Source organism: Burkholderia sp. LMU1-1-1.1 (assembly GCF_040675865.1).
Lineage (GTDB): Bacteria > Pseudomonadota > Gammaproteobacteria > Burkholderiales > Burkholderiaceae_D > Rugamonas.
This window is the reverse complement of record NZ_JBEGHG010000017.1, coordinates 83231-98025: the sequence shown is the minus strand read 5'-3', so window position 1 is coordinate 98025 and position 14795 is coordinate 83231. Positions and strand designations below refer to the sequence as shown.

19 protein-coding genes are annotated in these 14795 nt (G+C 66.2%); 17 read left to right on the top strand and 2 right to left on the bottom strand.

Annotation, left to right across the window (positions count from 1 at the left end; translation table 11 throughout):
• The 8 genes from MRBLMU1_RS16630 to MRBLMU1_RS16595 all read left to right on the top strand — a co-directional run.
• The coding region (locus MRBLMU1_RS16630; protein WP_363503307.1) for a flagellar hook-length control protein FliK at positions 1-503 on the top strand (503 nt) is incomplete at its 5' end.
• A 16-nt stretch (positions 504-519) separates the two neighbouring features.
• A complete protein-coding gene (locus MRBLMU1_RS16625; protein ID WP_363503305.1) occupies positions 520-1017 on the top strand; it encodes a flagellar basal body-associated FliL family protein in 498 nt (165 codons plus the stop codon).
• Between the two features lie 33 nt (positions 1018-1050).
• Positions 1051-1785 (top strand): FliA/WhiG family RNA polymerase sigma factor, encoded by a 735-nt coding sequence (locus MRBLMU1_RS16620; protein ID WP_090313985.1) that lies wholly within the window; start codon positions 1051-1053, stop codon positions 1783-1785.
• Positions 1786-1837: 52 nt separating this feature from the next.
• Positions 1838-2758 (top strand): flagellar motor stator protein MotA, encoded by a 921-nt coding sequence (motA, locus tag MRBLMU1_RS16615; RefSeq protein ID WP_363503303.1) that lies wholly within the window; start codon positions 1838-1840, stop codon positions 2756-2758.
• The gene (locus MRBLMU1_RS16610) at positions 2715-3776 is read left to right on the top strand and encodes a flagellar motor protein MotB (RefSeq protein ID WP_363503301.1); all 1062 of its coding nucleotides are present in this window, start codon (positions 2715-2717) and stop codon (positions 3774-3776) included. Before motA ends, MRBLMU1_RS16610 begins: the two co-directional genes overlap by 44 nt.
• 52 nt (positions 3777-3828) lie before the next feature.
• Positions 3829-4104, top strand: coding sequence for a flagellar biosynthesis anti-sigma factor FlgM (gene flgM, locus MRBLMU1_RS16605; RefSeq protein WP_363503299.1), 276 nt, complete (start codon positions 3829-3831; stop codon positions 4102-4104).
• On the top strand, positions 4101-4562 hold the full coding sequence (flgN, locus tag MRBLMU1_RS16600; protein WP_363503297.1) for a flagellar export chaperone FlgN: 462 nt from the start codon (positions 4101-4103) through the stop codon (positions 4560-4562). Before flgM ends, flgN begins: the two co-directional genes overlap by 4 nt.
• Positions 4549-5343, top strand: coding sequence for a glycoside hydrolase family 73 protein (locus MRBLMU1_RS16595; protein WP_363503295.1), 795 nt, complete (start codon positions 4549-4551; stop codon positions 5341-5343). Before flgN ends, MRBLMU1_RS16595 begins: the two co-directional genes overlap by 14 nt.
• A gap of 76 nt (positions 5344-5419) precedes the next feature.
• Here the strand turns inward: MRBLMU1_RS16595 and MRBLMU1_RS16590 are convergent, their stop codons facing one another.
• Together MRBLMU1_RS16590 and flgA are read right to left on the bottom strand one after the other, a co-directional pair.
• Positions 5420-7156, bottom strand: coding sequence for a DUF3300 domain-containing protein (locus MRBLMU1_RS16590; protein WP_363503293.1), 1737 nt, complete (start codon positions 7154-7156; stop codon positions 5420-5422).
• A 108-nt stretch (positions 7157-7264) separates the two neighbouring features.
• A complete protein-coding gene (gene flgA, locus MRBLMU1_RS16585; RefSeq protein ID WP_363503291.1) occupies positions 7265-7849 on the bottom strand; it encodes a flagellar basal body P-ring formation chaperone FlgA in 585 nt (194 codons plus the stop codon).
• A gap of 302 nt (positions 7850-8151) precedes the next feature.
• Here flgA and flgB point away from each other — a divergent pair, with 302 nt between their 5' ends.
• The 9 genes from flgB to MRBLMU1_RS16540 all read left to right on the top strand — a co-directional run bounded on the left by flgB (position 8152) and on the right by MRBLMU1_RS16540 (position 14774).
• Positions 8152-8514: a flagellar basal body rod protein FlgB gene (gene flgB / locus MRBLMU1_RS16580; RefSeq protein WP_363503289.1), complete on the top strand. Its 363-nt coding sequence runs from the start codon at positions 8152-8154 to the stop codon at positions 8512-8514.
• A 71-nt stretch (positions 8515-8585) separates the two neighbouring features.
• Positions 8586-9008, top strand: a complete 423-nt coding sequence (gene flgC / locus MRBLMU1_RS16575; protein WP_315222252.1) for a flagellar basal body rod protein FlgC — start codon at positions 8586-8588, stop codon at positions 9006-9008.
• Between the two features lie 3 nt (positions 9009-9011).
• On the top strand, positions 9012-9683 hold the full coding sequence (locus tag MRBLMU1_RS16570) for a flagellar hook capping FlgD N-terminal domain-containing protein (protein WP_363503286.1): 672 nt from the start codon (positions 9012-9014) through the stop codon (positions 9681-9683).
• 24 nt (positions 9684-9707) lie between these two features.
• Positions 9708-10925, top strand: a complete 1218-nt coding sequence (locus tag MRBLMU1_RS16565; RefSeq protein ID WP_363503284.1) for a flagellar hook protein FlgE — start codon at positions 9708-9710, stop codon at positions 10923-10925.
• Between the two features lie 14 nt (positions 10926-10939).
• The gene (gene flgF / locus MRBLMU1_RS16560) at positions 10940-11665 is read left to right on the top strand and encodes a flagellar basal-body rod protein FlgF (protein WP_363503282.1); all 726 of its coding nucleotides are present in this window, start codon (positions 10940-10942) and stop codon (positions 11663-11665) included.
• Positions 11666-11697: 32 nt separating this feature from the next.
• The gene (flgG, locus tag MRBLMU1_RS16555; protein ID WP_363503280.1) at positions 11698-12489 is read left to right on the top strand and encodes a flagellar basal-body rod protein FlgG; all 792 of its coding nucleotides are present in this window, start codon (positions 11698-11700) and stop codon (positions 12487-12489) included.
• The gene (flgH, locus tag MRBLMU1_RS16550) at positions 12489-13163 is read left to right on the top strand and encodes a flagellar basal body L-ring protein FlgH (protein ID WP_363503278.1); all 675 of its coding nucleotides are present in this window, start codon (positions 12489-12491) and stop codon (positions 13161-13163) included. Before flgG ends, flgH begins: the two co-directional genes overlap by 1 nt.
• 46 nt (positions 13164-13209) lie before the next feature.
• A complete protein-coding gene (locus MRBLMU1_RS16545; protein WP_363503276.1) occupies positions 13210-14331 on the top strand; it encodes a flagellar basal body P-ring protein FlgI in 1122 nt (373 codons plus the stop codon).
• A gap of 11 nt (positions 14332-14342) precedes the next feature.
• On the top strand, positions 14343-14774 hold the full coding sequence (locus MRBLMU1_RS16540) for a hypothetical protein (protein WP_363503274.1): 432 nt from the start codon (positions 14343-14345) through the stop codon (positions 14772-14774).
• Positions 14775-14795: the final 21 nt, after the last annotated feature.

Sequence of the window (14795 nt, the reverse complement as noted above, 5' to 3'; positions counted from 1 at the left end):
GCCCGCACAACGCCGGCGCCAGCGCCGGCCTGACGGCGGGCGCGCCCGCCGCGCCGGCCGCCCCGGGCGCCACCGTCAAGCTCGCCGGCACGCCGGAGCAGTGGCAACAGCCGCTGCGCCAGGCGCTGGGCGACCGCCTGCAGGTCAACCTGCAGCGCAACAACGACCACGCGGTGATCCGCCTGGAACCGCCCAACATGGGCAGCATCGAGATCTCGATCCGCCACAGCGCCGGTTCGCTGCAGGTGAACCTGTCGGCCAACAACAGCGAAGTGCTGCGCCAGCTCAACACCATCGGCGACAGCGTGCGCCAGGACTTGTCCACGCGCCAGTTCGGCGACGTCGCCGTGACGGTGTCGTCGAGCCGCGCGCAAGCGCAGGCCCAGGGCGACGGCGGCGGTCGCAACGGCCAGCAGCGCGGCCAGGACGACGCCCGCACGCCGGGCCGCGCGCTGTCCGAGGATGGCGCCGCCTCCCTCTTTGCCATGTCCGAGCAGGAGTAATCAGTAGATGAAGAACATGAAAATGATTGTCGCGTTCGCCCTGGTGGCGGTGGTCGGCGCCGCCGTCGCCGGCGGCGCGGTGTGGTACATGTCCAAGGGCGACGACGCCGCGGCCGAGGAGCACGACGGCAAGGGCAAGGACACCAAGGAAGCCAAGGCCAAGAAGGCCAAGAAGGAAGAGAAAAAGGACGATACGCCGCCGAAGTACCTGACGGTCGACAAGGTCATCATCATGCTCAAGCGGGTGCCCACCGACACCTCGGCCCACTACATGTCGGCCGACCTGGTGATCACCACCAACGCCAAGCAGGAGAAGGAAGCCAAGGAGCACTTGCCGATGCTGCGCAGCGTGGCCGTGCGCACCCTGTCGAACTTGCCGATGGCGACCGCGCAGGTGATGACGATCGACCAGTTCGCGAACGAACTGAACAAGGCGTTCGACGAGACGTACGAGCAGGAAGGCCGGGAAAAACCATTTTCCGAGGTCATGATCGGCAAACTCATCATCGAGTAAGCCGGACCGGGCATGAACACGAGTGGAGCGGGCATGGCCTACACAGAGCAGTATGCGGAAACTTATGCCGAAGGCTACAGTGAGGACGGCAAGGCGCCGGTCATGCACAGTGCGGCCGACGAGCAAAAGTATCTGCTCGCCTATGCGCCGCTGGTCAAGCGCATCGTGCGCCAGCTCAATTCGCAGGTCGCCGGCGCCATCGACCGCGACGACATGGAGCAGATCGGCCTGATGGGACTGCTGGAGGCGCTGCGCCGTTACGGCGAGCCCGACGGGGGGTTCGGCAGCTACGCCAGCCTGCGCATCCGCGGCGCCATCCTGGACGAATTGCGGCGCCAGGACTGGCGCCCGCGCGCGGTGCGCCAGCAAAGCCACAAGCTGCGCGACGCCGTGCGCGCGCTGACCCGCAAGCTCGGCCGCGAACCGAGCGAGCAGGAGATCACGACCGGCCTGGGCCTGACGGCCGAAGCCTACCAGGCCTACCAGCTCGACGAGAACGCCGAGCTGATCGCCAGTTTCGACGAGATCCTGCAGGACAGCGTCAGCAACGAGAGCGCGCCCAGCCCGGAGGACCAGCTGATGGTGCGCCGCAGCCTGGAGCAGGCGCTGCGCGGGCTCGACGAGCGCGAGCAGCGGGTGGTGCAAATGTATTACGAATTTGAGCTCAGCTACAAGGAAATCGCCGCCGTGCTGGACTTGACCGACGCCCGCGTCTGTCAGCTCAACAAGGCGGCGCTGGGCAAAATGAAAGCCGTGCTGCAGGCCTGAATCGTTCGGGCCTGCACAGGAATTAGTAAATGACGCGGAAAGGCGAATCATCATGCAGCAAATAGTCGGCATCCTCATCGTTTTAGGCAGCGTCTTCGGCGGCTTCTTCATGATGGGCGGGGCGTTCCATCAAATCTGGCAGCCGATCGAGCTCATCGTGATCGCCGGCGCCGGCCTCGGCGCGCTGGTGATCGGCAACCCGACCCACGTGCTCAAGGAGATGATGACCCAGATCAAAAAGATCATCACCAAGAAGAAGTACGACTCCGAGTTCCAGCGCCAGCTGCTGCTGCTGATGTACGAGCTGCTGCAACTGGCCGCCGGCGGCCTCAAGGCGCTCGACGCCCACGTCGAGGCGCCCAAGGACAGCCCGCTGTTCCAGCGCTACCCGCGCGTGCTGGAGGAGCCGAAGCTGCTCGCCTTCATCGTCGACAACTTCCGCCTGATGGCCATGGGCAAGATCAACGCCCACGAGCTCGAAGGCGTGCTGGAGCAGGAACTGGAAGCCATCCACACCGAACTCGAACAGCCGGCCAAGTCGCTCGGCAAGATCGGCGAGGCGATGCCGGGCTTCGGCATTCTGGCCGCCGTGCTGGGCATCGTGATCACCATGAACACCGTCAACGAGGGCGCGACCTCGGGCGAGATCGCCGAGCACGTCGGCGCGGCCATGGTCGGCACCTTCATCGGTATCTTCTTCTGCTACGGCCTGATCGACCCGCTGTGCAACATGATGAAGCAGCTGGTCAACTCGGAAGGCTCGAACAAGGAAACCGTCAAGGTGGTGCTGGTCACGCACGTGGCCGGCAAACCGCCGCTGCTGGCGATCGACGCCGGCCGCCGCCTGGTGGCGCTGAACATCAAACCGAGCTTCGCCCAGCTCGAACGCTGGATCAACGACCTGGAAGGCCGCGACAGCGAACCAGCCGATGACAGCTCACGTCGTGGAGGCCGTGGTGCTAAAGCCGCATGACAAGGGGCATGACCAGACCATCGTCAAGCGCGGTGGCGGCAAGCACAAACACGACGACCACGGCGGCGCCTGGAAGGTAGCGTTCGCCGACTTCTGTCTGGCGTTGATGTGCCTGTTCCTGGTGCTGTGGCTGATGGCCGCCCGTAACACCGAATCGCTCGAGCAAATCCTGACCGAGGCCGACGGTGCCAAGACCGACCAGGGCAAGGGCGTCATGCCGCAACAGGTCGGCGGCCCGCGCGGCAGCCTGATCGACCGCTATCCGATGCCGCATTTCGGCACCAGCGACGACCCGGGCGAGAAAAAGAACGCCCAGGGCGAGCCGGACCCGGAACCGGTCACCACCCCGGCCAAGGTCAAGTACGAGTCGACCGCCGACCTGGCCGCGCTGTCGAAGGCGCTGACCAAGATGAGCGCCGAGTTCGGCCTGACGTCCAACCTCGAGGCCATCATCACGCCCTACGGCTTGCGCGTGATGCTGCACGACACCGACCGCCAGGGCATGTTCGTGCGCGGCAGCGCCGTGCCGACCGACAAGTTCCGCGCGCTGCTGCGCAAGATGGGGCCGCTGTTCAGGAAGATGGAAAACCAGATGCTGATCGTCGGCCACACCGACTCGCTGCAATACGCCGACACCAGCTTCGCCGCCTTCTCGAACTGGACGCTGTCGTCGAACCGCGCCATGTCGGCCCGCGCCCAACTGCTGGCCGGCACCATGAATCCGGAATCGGTGCTGCAGGTGGTCGGCATGGCCGACCGCGCGCCGCTCGACACCAAGCGCGTCGACGCCGGCGTCAACCGCCGCATCGAACTGCTGATCCTGACGACGGCCCAGGCCAAGACCATCGCCGCCATGTTCGGCATGCCGGACAACTCGATGCCGCTGAACGAGCACATCGACACCGCCCTGCCCGACCGCGGCCTGCTGGAAAAACTGCGCAACTCGCTGGGCGGCGGCACGGCCGGCCCGCGCCAGCCACCGCCGCCGGCCGATCCGCGTCGTGGCGGCAACAATTAAGCGGTAACATTTAAGATATCGTATGGAAACCAAGCCAACCAGAGGCACACGTATGAGAATCACGACCTCCACCCCGGACGGCATGGCCGTCCAGCGCGTGGCCGACGCCGCGCCGGTCGACGCCGGCGAGGCCGCCGCGCCGGCGCCGGCCGCCGCGCCGCTGCAGTCGGCCGTCATGCAGCCGGCGCTGCAGGCGATGCGCGACATGCCCGAAATCGACCAGGAGAAGGTCGACATGCTGCGCGACGCGCTGGCCAAGGGTGAACTGCCGTTCGATCCGGCCAAGCTCGCCGGCCTGATCCAGCGCTTCCACGGGAGCGAGAAGTGACCGATGCGCCCAGCGGCGGCGACGGTCGCATCGCCGCCATGACGCGCCAGGACGCCATGCGCGCGCTGCTGGCGGGCATCGGCGACGATTTGCGGGACTACCCGGCGTTGCAGGACTTGCTGGAGCAGCAGTTCCACGCCGCGCTGCGCCACCAGGCCGCGCAGCTGGGCCAGGTGGCCGAGGCCATCTCGGCCCTGGTGGACACCCTGCAGGCGCGCCGCGCGCAACGCGTTGCATTGGCGCAACGTTTACTTGGTCCAACTGCCAACATGGCCCAGGCATTTGCCTTGCTGAAAAATGCTGCCCGGGAGAAAATAGAGTCCGACTGGAAGACGCTGGAAACCATGGTGGTTGAATGCAAGCGTCTCAGCAAGCGCAATAGCGACTTGCTGTTAGAACAGCACAGCATCATGCAGCGCGTGCTGCATGGCGAGGACCAACTTTATGCGCCAGCTTAACCCTATGCCCGCGACGGCGCCGACCGCCGCCACCGTATCGAACATGACCTCCAGCCGCCCCGTCGCGGCCGTGGGCGCTTTTGCGTCGTCCCCGTCATCGGGCAACTTCGCGTCGACCTTCCGCCAGGTGCAGCAGGATGTCGCCACCTTCATCAGCCACGGTGGCGGCGGCTTCGGCGATCCGGCGCCCTCGCCGTCCGCGTCCCAGGCGATGAGCCTGCAGGCGATGGCGTTGCAGCGCTCGAGCGGCGCCATTGATGGTGCCAACCCCGGCGCCAACGGCGGCGGCATCGACAGCGATCTCCAGAAACAATTCCTGGCCTCCATCAAGCCATGGGCCGAAGAGACCGGCAACAAGCTGGGCGTCTCGCCGGACGTGGTGGCGGCCCACGCGGCGCTTGAATCGGGCTGGGGCCAGCAACCGCTGCGCAAGGGCGGCGCCGACACCAACAACCTGTTCGGCATCAAGGCCGGGGGCAACTGGCAAGGCGCGGTGGCGGCGGCCACCACCACCGAATACGAACAGGGCGCGATGTTGAAAAAGACCGAGCGCTTCCGCAGCTATCCGGACACCGCCAGCGCCTTCCGCGACTACGCCGACCTGCTGTCGAGCAATCCGCGCTACCAGGCCGCGCTCAACACCGGCAACGACGCGCGCGCCTTCGCCACCGGCCTGGCGCGCGGCGGCTACGCCACCGACCCCGCCTACGCCGACAAGCTGAGCAAGCTGGCGGCGCAAGTCCAGCGCGGCGCCAGCGCGGCGCTCGATTCGAAACCCTGACTCAAATCATTACCCCGATAATGAAAAGCCAACCCCCTGGGTTGGCTTTTTTTCTTTCGGGGTGGCAGACACCGCGCTAGCCGTGACGCTCTTGTCCGTCGTGCTTGTCGTGATGAGGGTTGTTATCCTCGTGCCTGGCCGCCGCGTGCCTGGCCGGCGCCGGCGCCGGCGGGGCCGCATGCGGGCGTTCGTTGTGCATGGCCAGCATATCCTGACGCGCGGCATGGACATGTGACCGGTCGGGACCGTTGACGTCGCGGTTCGGCATCGGCGCGCGCGGCATGGCCGCTTCGGCATGCTGGAGCGGTGGCATGTGCATCGCCGCGCCGCCACGTTCCGGCGCCGCCATCGCCCGTTCGCGGGCCGCATCGACGTGCTCATGCATGGCATCGGCATGCACCATCCCCACGGGCGCAGGCATACGGTCGATCCTGGCCTGCTCGTGCGTGGGCGGATTCGCGGCGGGCGGTGCCATTTTTGCGGCGCGTATCTCCTGCGCCACCCTTGGCTGCGGATTCGGGTCCTGCCGGACCATCGGCGCAACGGGCGCGCCGTGCGGGGGCGCCGCGAACGCATTCACATGGGGTGGCACGGCGGCGTGCATCGCCGGCGCGGCAAATGACGGACGGGCACCCGGCACCGCGTCGTGGGCGGTGAAATGCGGCACGGTCATCGCTCGGCTTGGCTGCGGCCCCGGTGCACGGGCCGCCAGCGCCGCGCCCGCCGGAGCGAAATTCGGCTGGAAACGGGCCGTGCCGGGCATCATGGCGGGCGGCTGCGGCGCATTGTGAATCGCGAAGTTCGGAGTACGATTGACGACGTTGCCGCCCGTTCGGTAGTTATTATTGACGACATTGATGTTATTGACATGGTTCACGACCGTCACCGATTTCGATACATAGGTCGCGTTGTTGTACACCACCGCCGGACGCTGCCAGCCGCCGTCGTAGGGACGCGGCGCGCCCCAGTTGACGCCCCACGAGTTCCATCCCCAATCGTGATGATGGCTGATGGCCGCGCCCACCAGCACGCCGACGCCGAACGAAATCACGCCGGTCGTGACGAGATTGTCGCCGGTGTAGGCCGGCTGCCGGTAGCTCCAGCCCGGATACACCGCCACCGGCTCGCCATACACCACCGCCGGATCGTAATGCGGGACGTAGACGACATCGGGCTCGGCCGGCTCGATGACAATGGTCCGTGGCGGCGCCGGGATCACGGCCGGCCCCGCGTACACCATCGGCTCCGACGGGGACGGCGTGAAATCGGCCGGCGGCGCCGACTCGCGTATGGTCGTCGACACCCGCAGATGCGGCGAGGTTTTCAGGTTGCCCGCCTGCTGGGCGCGCAAGCGCAAGACCTGGATGGCGTTCATCACGTCGTTCGGGTCGTTCACGTAGGCCTCGCCCAGCGCCGTGGTCCATTGGAGATTGCCGGCCATCTGGTTCAAGACGCTTGGGAAGGTGGTCAGCGATTTGACGCTCACATCCCAGGGCTGGCCGGCTTCGGCCGCCTGCAGCGCCTCCCCTTTCAGGGAGGGATTTTGCGCCAACCACTGGTTGGCGGCGGAAATCTGCTCCGGATACGTGGCGCCGGCCAGCACCTGGCCGACCAACTTGTCCGGAAACAGGGCGATCGGCGCGACCATTTGCGACAGCTGATCGGCGCTCGGGGGCGTATAAGGCACGGCCGGTGCGGCGGCCGTGCTCGGTTTTGGAGGTTCGGCGGGTTTATTGCACCCACCCAGCGCCAGCAGGCCCAGCACCAGAGTGGAGGCCGCCACGGTCTTGAGATTGTTGGCCGGCATACCCATGATCGACGTCCTTCCATGCTAAAAAGTATGGAACTAGATTAACAATCGTCTACGACTGAAGCTGTTACCCTTTGTAACGTGCGTAACCAAACCGGGTCCGCCGCCGGCCTATGGCTTGATGGTCACCGGCATGTCGGCCGGTTGCACCGTGCCGGCGCCGGTCACCTTGGCGCGGATGATGGTGCCGCTGGCGTTGCGCACCCGCACCAGGGAGCCGCGCGCGCCGGCATCGAGCGCCTCGCCGGCCATGCTCACCTCGACTTGCTCGTTGCGCGCGACGATGCGCACCGCCTCCCCGCGCTTGACCAGGGTCGGCGACGCCAGCAGCGCCAGGCGCAGCACCTCGCCGCCGCGCAAGGCCCGCTTGCCGCTCATCCCCACCACGTCCTGGGGGTCGGAAATGGCATCGGGGATGTTCGAGATATCGTGGCGCTCAAGCAACACATCTTCATCGGCAATAACTTTTCCGGCCGGCACGTCATTGGCCGCGATCGCGATGCGGGCCGACACCTGCGCCCGCACCACGAACTCGTAGCGCCAGCCGGGGACGCCGGCGCCGGCCGGGCACAGCGCCGCGAATTTCAGGCGGCCGGGCGAGCGCGTATCGAGCGCCTCGACCGTCACGGCCTGCCCGCAGGCCGCCAGCGGCCGACTGCCGCGCAACACGTTCAACTCGAATTTAGGCTCTATCAAACCGCTACTGTCTGCCCAGCGCAACACATGCTGACGCGCCGCCGCCTCGACCAAAAGGGGTACCTGTTCGGCGTTTGTGGGGCTGGAGGCGGCGTAAGTGTTAAAAATTGTTGTGCTAATCAGCAACATTCCACCTAAACCAGTTACAATACTTTTGTTGAACATGGGCAATACCTCTACTATGATGCGGAGAGCGATGGTAGTTAAACCGCTGTGCCGTCATTTTACATTGACGGTAACGTTTTGCACTCATGCAACACCGTTTTTTAGCAACGCAGCCTGATTTTGGACAGGGGAAGACTATGGGCATCAACTTCAAAGACGCGGCAGGGGTCCACGCCGACGCGCTCCAGCTGCGCGCCGAACGCACCCGCATCCTGGCCACCAACCTGGCCAACGAGAACACGCCGGGCTTCCAGGCGCGCGACATGGATTTCGCCGCGACCCTGGCCAACACCCAGGCCGAGGCGGCCGGCGACATCGGCGGCGACGAAGGTGCCGCCTCGATGTACCGCGTGCCCTTCCACCCTACCCGCGACGGCAACACCGTCGAAATCGGCGTCGAGCAGGCCGCGTTCTCGCAGAACGCCTCCGACTTCCAGACCAGCCTGACGTTCGTGACGATGCGCCTGCGCGGTCTCGCCAAGGCCATCAATGGCCAGTGAGCACGCCGTGCCGGCCGCCGCAGTGGTCCCCAACAGTCGCACCATCGCCCGCATCAACCACGGAGTAAGCCATGTCCTTTAAAAATATTTCCGAGATCGCAGGATCGGCCATGTCGGCCCAGAGCGTGCGCCTCAACACCATCGCCAGCAACCTGGCCAACGCCGATTCGGTCAACGGCAACGAGGCCGACACCTACCGCGCCCGCAAGCCGGTGTTCTCGGCCGTCATGAGCGACAGCTTCGACGGCGACATGCAGGCCGGCGGCAAGGTCCAGGTGCTCGACGTGGTCGAGTCGGCCGAGCCGCTGCGCAAGGTCTACGAACCGGGCCACCCGATGGCCAACGCCGAGGGCATGGTGTTCTACCCCAACGTCAACGAAGTGGCGGAGATGGCCGACATGATGTCGGCCTCGCGCGCCTTCGAAACCAATGTCGAAGTCCTGGGCCGCATCCGCGGCATGCAGCAATCCCTCCTCAAACTCGCTGAAGGTTAAGCCATGGCAGTCAGTCTCCTCAACAACAGCAGCGCCAGCGCCGGCAATGCCGGCACCAGCGTGACCGGCAACGCCGCCAGCGCTTCCTCGGACATGTTCACCAAATTGCTGGTGGCGCAGATCCAGAACCAGGACCCGCTGTCGCCGACCGATCCGTCGCAGTTCGTCCAGCAGCTGACCCAGCTGTCGCAGACCGAGGCGTTGCAGAACCTGTCGCAGCTCACCAGCGCCAACTCGAGCGTGCTGCAAAGCATGCAAGTGATCTCGCTGGGCGCCCAGGTCGGTTCGGACGTCATGGCCGAGAGCAGCACCGTCAAGATCGATGGCAAGACCGCCGTCAGCGGCCAGACCACCCTGGCCGCCTCCAGCACCGCGACCAGCGTCGTGCTGACCGGCGACGACGGCACCAAATACACGGTCAAGCTGGGCACGCAGGCGGCCGGCACGGTGCCGTTCACGATCGATACGGCCGGCCTGAAGATTCCCGCCGGCACCTACAAGCTGTCGGTCGAGACCAGTTCCAAGGAAGCCCCGCCGGTCGACGTCCAGGGCCGCCTCAACAGCGTGCGCCTGTCGGCCGCCGGCGGCGTGGTGCTCAACGTCAGCAACATCGGCGAAATCGCGCCGACCTCGATTACCGCCTTCAACGGCAAATCCGCCTCTGCCATTCAATAATCTTTACTTAGGAAGGACTCCATCATGAGTTTCGATATCGCATTGTCTGGCATCCAGGCCATCAACGAATCGCTGAACAGCACCAGCCAGAACATCGCCAACGCCGGCACCTACGGTTACAAATCGTCGCGCGCCAACTTCTCGTCGCTGGTCTCGGGCGACGTCCAGACCGGCGTCATGATCGGTTCGACCACGCAGAGCATCAGCAAACAGGGCGGCGTGCTAAACACCGGCCGCGGGCTCGACGCCTCGATCAACGGCCGCGGCTTCTTCATCACCAAGGACCAGAACACCGGCCAGACCGAATACACCCGCGTCGGCATCTTCGACGCCTCCAAGGATGGCTTCCTGGTCGACGCCACCGGCCGCAAGGTGCAGGGCTATCCGATCAAGCAAGGCAGCACCACGCTCGGCGCGCTGGGCGACGTGCCGATCCCGACCGGCTCGATCCCGGCCGTGGTCTCGAAAAACATCGATTACGTCGGCAATATGTCGGCCGACTGGACGACAGCCGCCACCTGGGTGCCCGCCACCGTCGCCGCGCCGCCCGACCCGGCGACCTTCAACATGTCCAAGGCCTCGGTGATCTACGACACCCTGGGCGGCAAGCACACCTTGACCCAGTATTTTGCGCAGGACGCAGCCGCCAACTCCATCAGCGTCCACTACGTGCTCGACGGCGTGAGCACGGGCGCCACCGCCACCCTGACGTTCGACGCCAACACCGGCCAGATGACCGCCCCGGCCACCGGCAAGTTCGCGGTGACCCTGCCGGCCGCCGCCCCCAACGGCGGCGCGTACAACACGATCGACATCGACTACACCGGCACCACCGGCTTCGCCGGCGAAGCGACCACGAGCACCAACGCCGCCGACGGCTATGCGGCCGGCACCTTCACCGGTGTCGCGCTGGGCACCGACGGCTCCGTCATCGCCAGCTACAACAACGGCCAGAAACAAGCGGTCGGCCGCCTGGCGATCGCCACCTTCCCGGACGAGGGCTCGCTGCAGGCCATCGACGGCACCAGCTGGATCGAGTCGATCGACTCGGGCACGCCGCTGGTCAATGCTCCGGGCGTGGGCCAGGGCGGCAACATCAACACCTCGTCGCTGGAGCAGTCCAACGTCGACATCACGTCCGAACTGGTCGGCCTGATGACCTCGCAGCGCAACTACCAGGCGAACTCGAAGGTCATCCAGACCGAGAGCACGATGCTGCAATCGCTGATGCAAGCGATCTAAGGAACGACTAAGCCATGGACGCGTTGCTTTACACAGCGGTGAGCGGGGCCGAACGGGCCCTGCGCGGACAACAGGTGCGGGCCAACAACCTGGCCAACATCGACACGGGCGGCTTCCGCGCCAACATGGAGCTGGCGACGGCGCAGACCGTGCAAGGCTACGGCTACGACGACCGCCACATGTCGCAGCTGCAGGCGAACTCGGTGTCGACCCGCCAGGGCACGCTCAAGGCCACCGGCCGCGAGCTCGACGTGGCCGTCTCCGGCGCCGGCTTCCTGGCCGTCGACGGCCCGACCGGCGAGGCCTACACCCGCGCCGGCAACATGGCGCTCGACGAGAACGGCACCTTGCGCATCAACGGCAACGTGGTGCTGGGCGAAGGCGGCCCGATCACCCTGCCCGAATACAGCAAGATCGACATCGGCGCCGACGGCACCATCTCGATCCAGAATCCGGGCACGACGACCATGCAAACGGTCGACAAGCTGCGCCTGGTCAAGGCCGAGGCGTCCGAGCTGACCAAGAACGAAGCCGGCCTGCTGATCGCGCGCGACGGCGTGCCGCTGGCCACCGATCCGACCGTGGTGATCCGCGCCGGCCACCTCGAAGGCAGCAATGTCTCGGCGGTGGAGGAAATGGTGGCCACCATGAGCCTGAACCGCACGTTTGAAATCCAGATGAAATTATTCAAGGCCAGCGATTCGATGGCCGAAACCGGTAACCGCCTGATCAGCGGCTAAGCTGATCCAAATACCCTTTACAGGAGCAATTCATGAATCCAGCAATGTGGATCAGCAAGACCGGCGTGCAGGCGCAAGACCAGAAGCTGCAAGCGATCGCCAACAACCTCGCCAACGCCAACACCGTCGGCTTCAAGCGCGACCGCGTGGTGTTCGAGGACTTGTTCTACTCGATCGAACAGCAGCCGGGCGCGCAAGTGGCCGACAACAACACCTTGGCCCCGTCGGGCGTGCAGCTCGGTAACGGCGTGCACATGGTCGGCACGCAAAAGGTGTTCACCAACGGCAGCCTGCAAACCACCGGCCGCGATCTCGACGTCGCCGTCATGGGCAACGGTTTCCTGGCCGTGCGCCAGCCCAACGGCGAGACCGCCTACACCCGCGCCGGCCAGCTGCAGGTCGACGCCAACGGCATCCTGGTCAACGCCCACGGCCTGCCGCTGATTCCGCAGATCACCGTGCCGGCCAACGCCACCGCGCTGACCATCGGCGAGGACGGCACCGTCTCGGCCACCATCGCCGGCACCGCCACGCCGAGCCAGCTCGGCCAGCTGACCCTGACCAGCTTCATCAACCCGACCGGGCTGGTGGCGCTGGGCGAGAACCTGTTCGCCGAAACCGCCTCGAGCGGCACGCCGACCGAGGGCGCGCCGGGCACCGCCCAGTGGGGCAAGCTCAAGCAAGGCACGCTGGAAGGCTCGAACGTGCAAGTGGTCGAGGAGATGGTCGACATGATCGCCGCCCAGCGCACCTACGAGATGAACACCAAGGTGCTGTCGGCCGCCGACAATATGCTGCAATACCTGGCGCAGGCGGCACGCTGATGAAAGCCGCATCGCACACCCTGGCACTGGTGGTCGCGGCCTCGCTGCTGGCCGGGTGTGCCGCTCTGCAACCGCCGCCGGTGCGTCCCGGCCCGTCCGACGAGGCGCCCACGATCTCGCGCGTGATGGGACCGAGGGGCAGCTCGGGCGGCGTCTACAGTCCCGACCTGGGCCTGTCGCTGACCTCCGACAGCCGCGCCTTCCGCGTCGGCGACGTCGTCACCGTGAGCCTGCAGGAAACCACGCAGGCGAGCAAACGGGCCGGCACCAGCTATTCCAAGGATTCGGACAACAACATCAACGCCCCCAGCCTGCTGGGCAAGGTGTTCCCCAAGGCGTCCATCGGCCTGGGCTCGTCGAGCAACTTCGCCGGCGACGCCACCAGCACCCAGCAGAACGCTTTGACCGGCGCCATCACCGTGATCGTGCAGGAAGTGCTGCCGAACGGCCTGCTGCGCGTGGCCGGCGAAAAAACGCTGACCCTGAACCAGGGCGAGGAATTCGTCCGCCTGCGCGGCTACCTGCGCGCGGCCGACATCGACGCCAACAACCAGGTGTCGTCGCTGCGCATCGCCAACGCCCGCATCGCCTACTCGGCGCAGGGCACGTTGGCCGAGACGCAGTCGGCCGGCTGGCTGTCGCGCTTCTTCACCGGCCCGTATATGCCGTTCTAAGGTGCCGTACCAAGTCGTTACCCGTACTCTTTTTGGATTGAACATCATGAACTTCCGCAAGCTGCACCGTCTCCTGGCCCTGCCCCTGGCGCTGTGCCTGACCTTGACCGCGACGGTGCCGGCGCAGGCCGCGCAAGTGCTGCGCAACCTGGTCGCCGTCGAAGGCATGCGCGACAATCCGCTGGTCGGCTACGGCCTGGTGGTGGGCCTGAACGGCAGCGGCGACTCGACCCAGGTCAAGTTCGCCAGCCAGTCGGTCATCAACATGCTCAAGCAGTTCGGCGTCAAGGTGCCCGACGGCACCGACGCCAAATCCAAAAACGTCGCCACCGTGATGGTGTCGGCGGTGTTCCCGCCCGGCTACCGCAAGGGCCAGAACATCGATGTGGTGGTGTCGTCGATGGGCGATGCCAAGAGCCTGCGCGGCGGCGCGCTGCTGCTGACCCCGCTGCGCGCGGCCGACAACGAAGTCTACGCGCTGGCCCAGGGCAACGTGGTCGTCGGCGGCTTCAGCGCCCAGGGCAAGAGCGGCTCGTCGGTGACGGTCAACACCCCGACCTCGGGCCGCATCCCGAGCGGCGCGGCGATCGAGCGCGAGATCGCCAGCGATTTCGCCACCAAGCCGAGCGTGCGCCTGTCGCTGCGCCACCCGCACTTCCAGACCGCCATTAACATTGTCGATTCGATCAACAAGCGCTTCGGCGACATCGCCACCGCCAGCGACGCCACCAGCGTCGATGTCGTCGCCCCGGCCAACCCGACCCAGCGCATCGCCTTCATGGCCAAGCTCGAGGCGCTGTCGATTGACGTCGGCGACGATTCGCCCAAGGTGGTGTTCAACTCCCGCACCGGCACCGTGGTCATCGCCGACGGCCTGCGCGTGCGCGCGGCCGCCGTCACCCACGGCTCGCTCAAGGTGGTGATCTCCGAGAGCACCAAGGTCAGCCAACCGAACGCCCTGGCCGCCGGCAACACCGTGGCCACGCCGCAATCGCAGGTCAGTGTCGACCAGGGCTCGGGCCAGATGTTCAACTGGCCGGCCGGCGCCAAGCTGCAGGGCATCATCGACGTCATCAACAGCCTGGGCGCCTCGCCCGACGACATCATGGCGATCCTGCAGGCGCTCGACCACGCCGGCGCCATCGAAGGCGAACTGGTCGTCATCTAAGAGGAATTCCCATGAGCATCCCAGCCCCCTTCGATCCCAGCAAGCTGCGGCCCGGCGTCGCCGACAAGCTCAGCGACGTGCACGTGGCGCCGGTGGCGGCCCAGCCGGGCGACACGGTCGATCCGGCCTACCGCGCCAAGGTGACCGAGGCGGCCGTCAAGTTCGAAAGTTTCTTCATCAGCCACATGCTGCACCAGATGCGCTCGGGCACGCGCGAACTGGCCTCCGAGGACAGCGTGTTCAAAAACAAGGTCAACCAGGACATGCTGGACATGGCCGACAACCTGGTGGCCGACCAGATGGCCGGCCGCCGCGCCTTCGGCGTGGCCGACGTCATCCTGCGCCAGCTGCTGCCGGCGGCGGCCCCGGTGGCGCCAGCGCCGAAAACGGCGGCCGCCACGGCCTCCCCGGCCGCGCCGGAGGACGCCGCGCCTGCGGCCTGAGCCGGGAAAAAATTCCCGGAT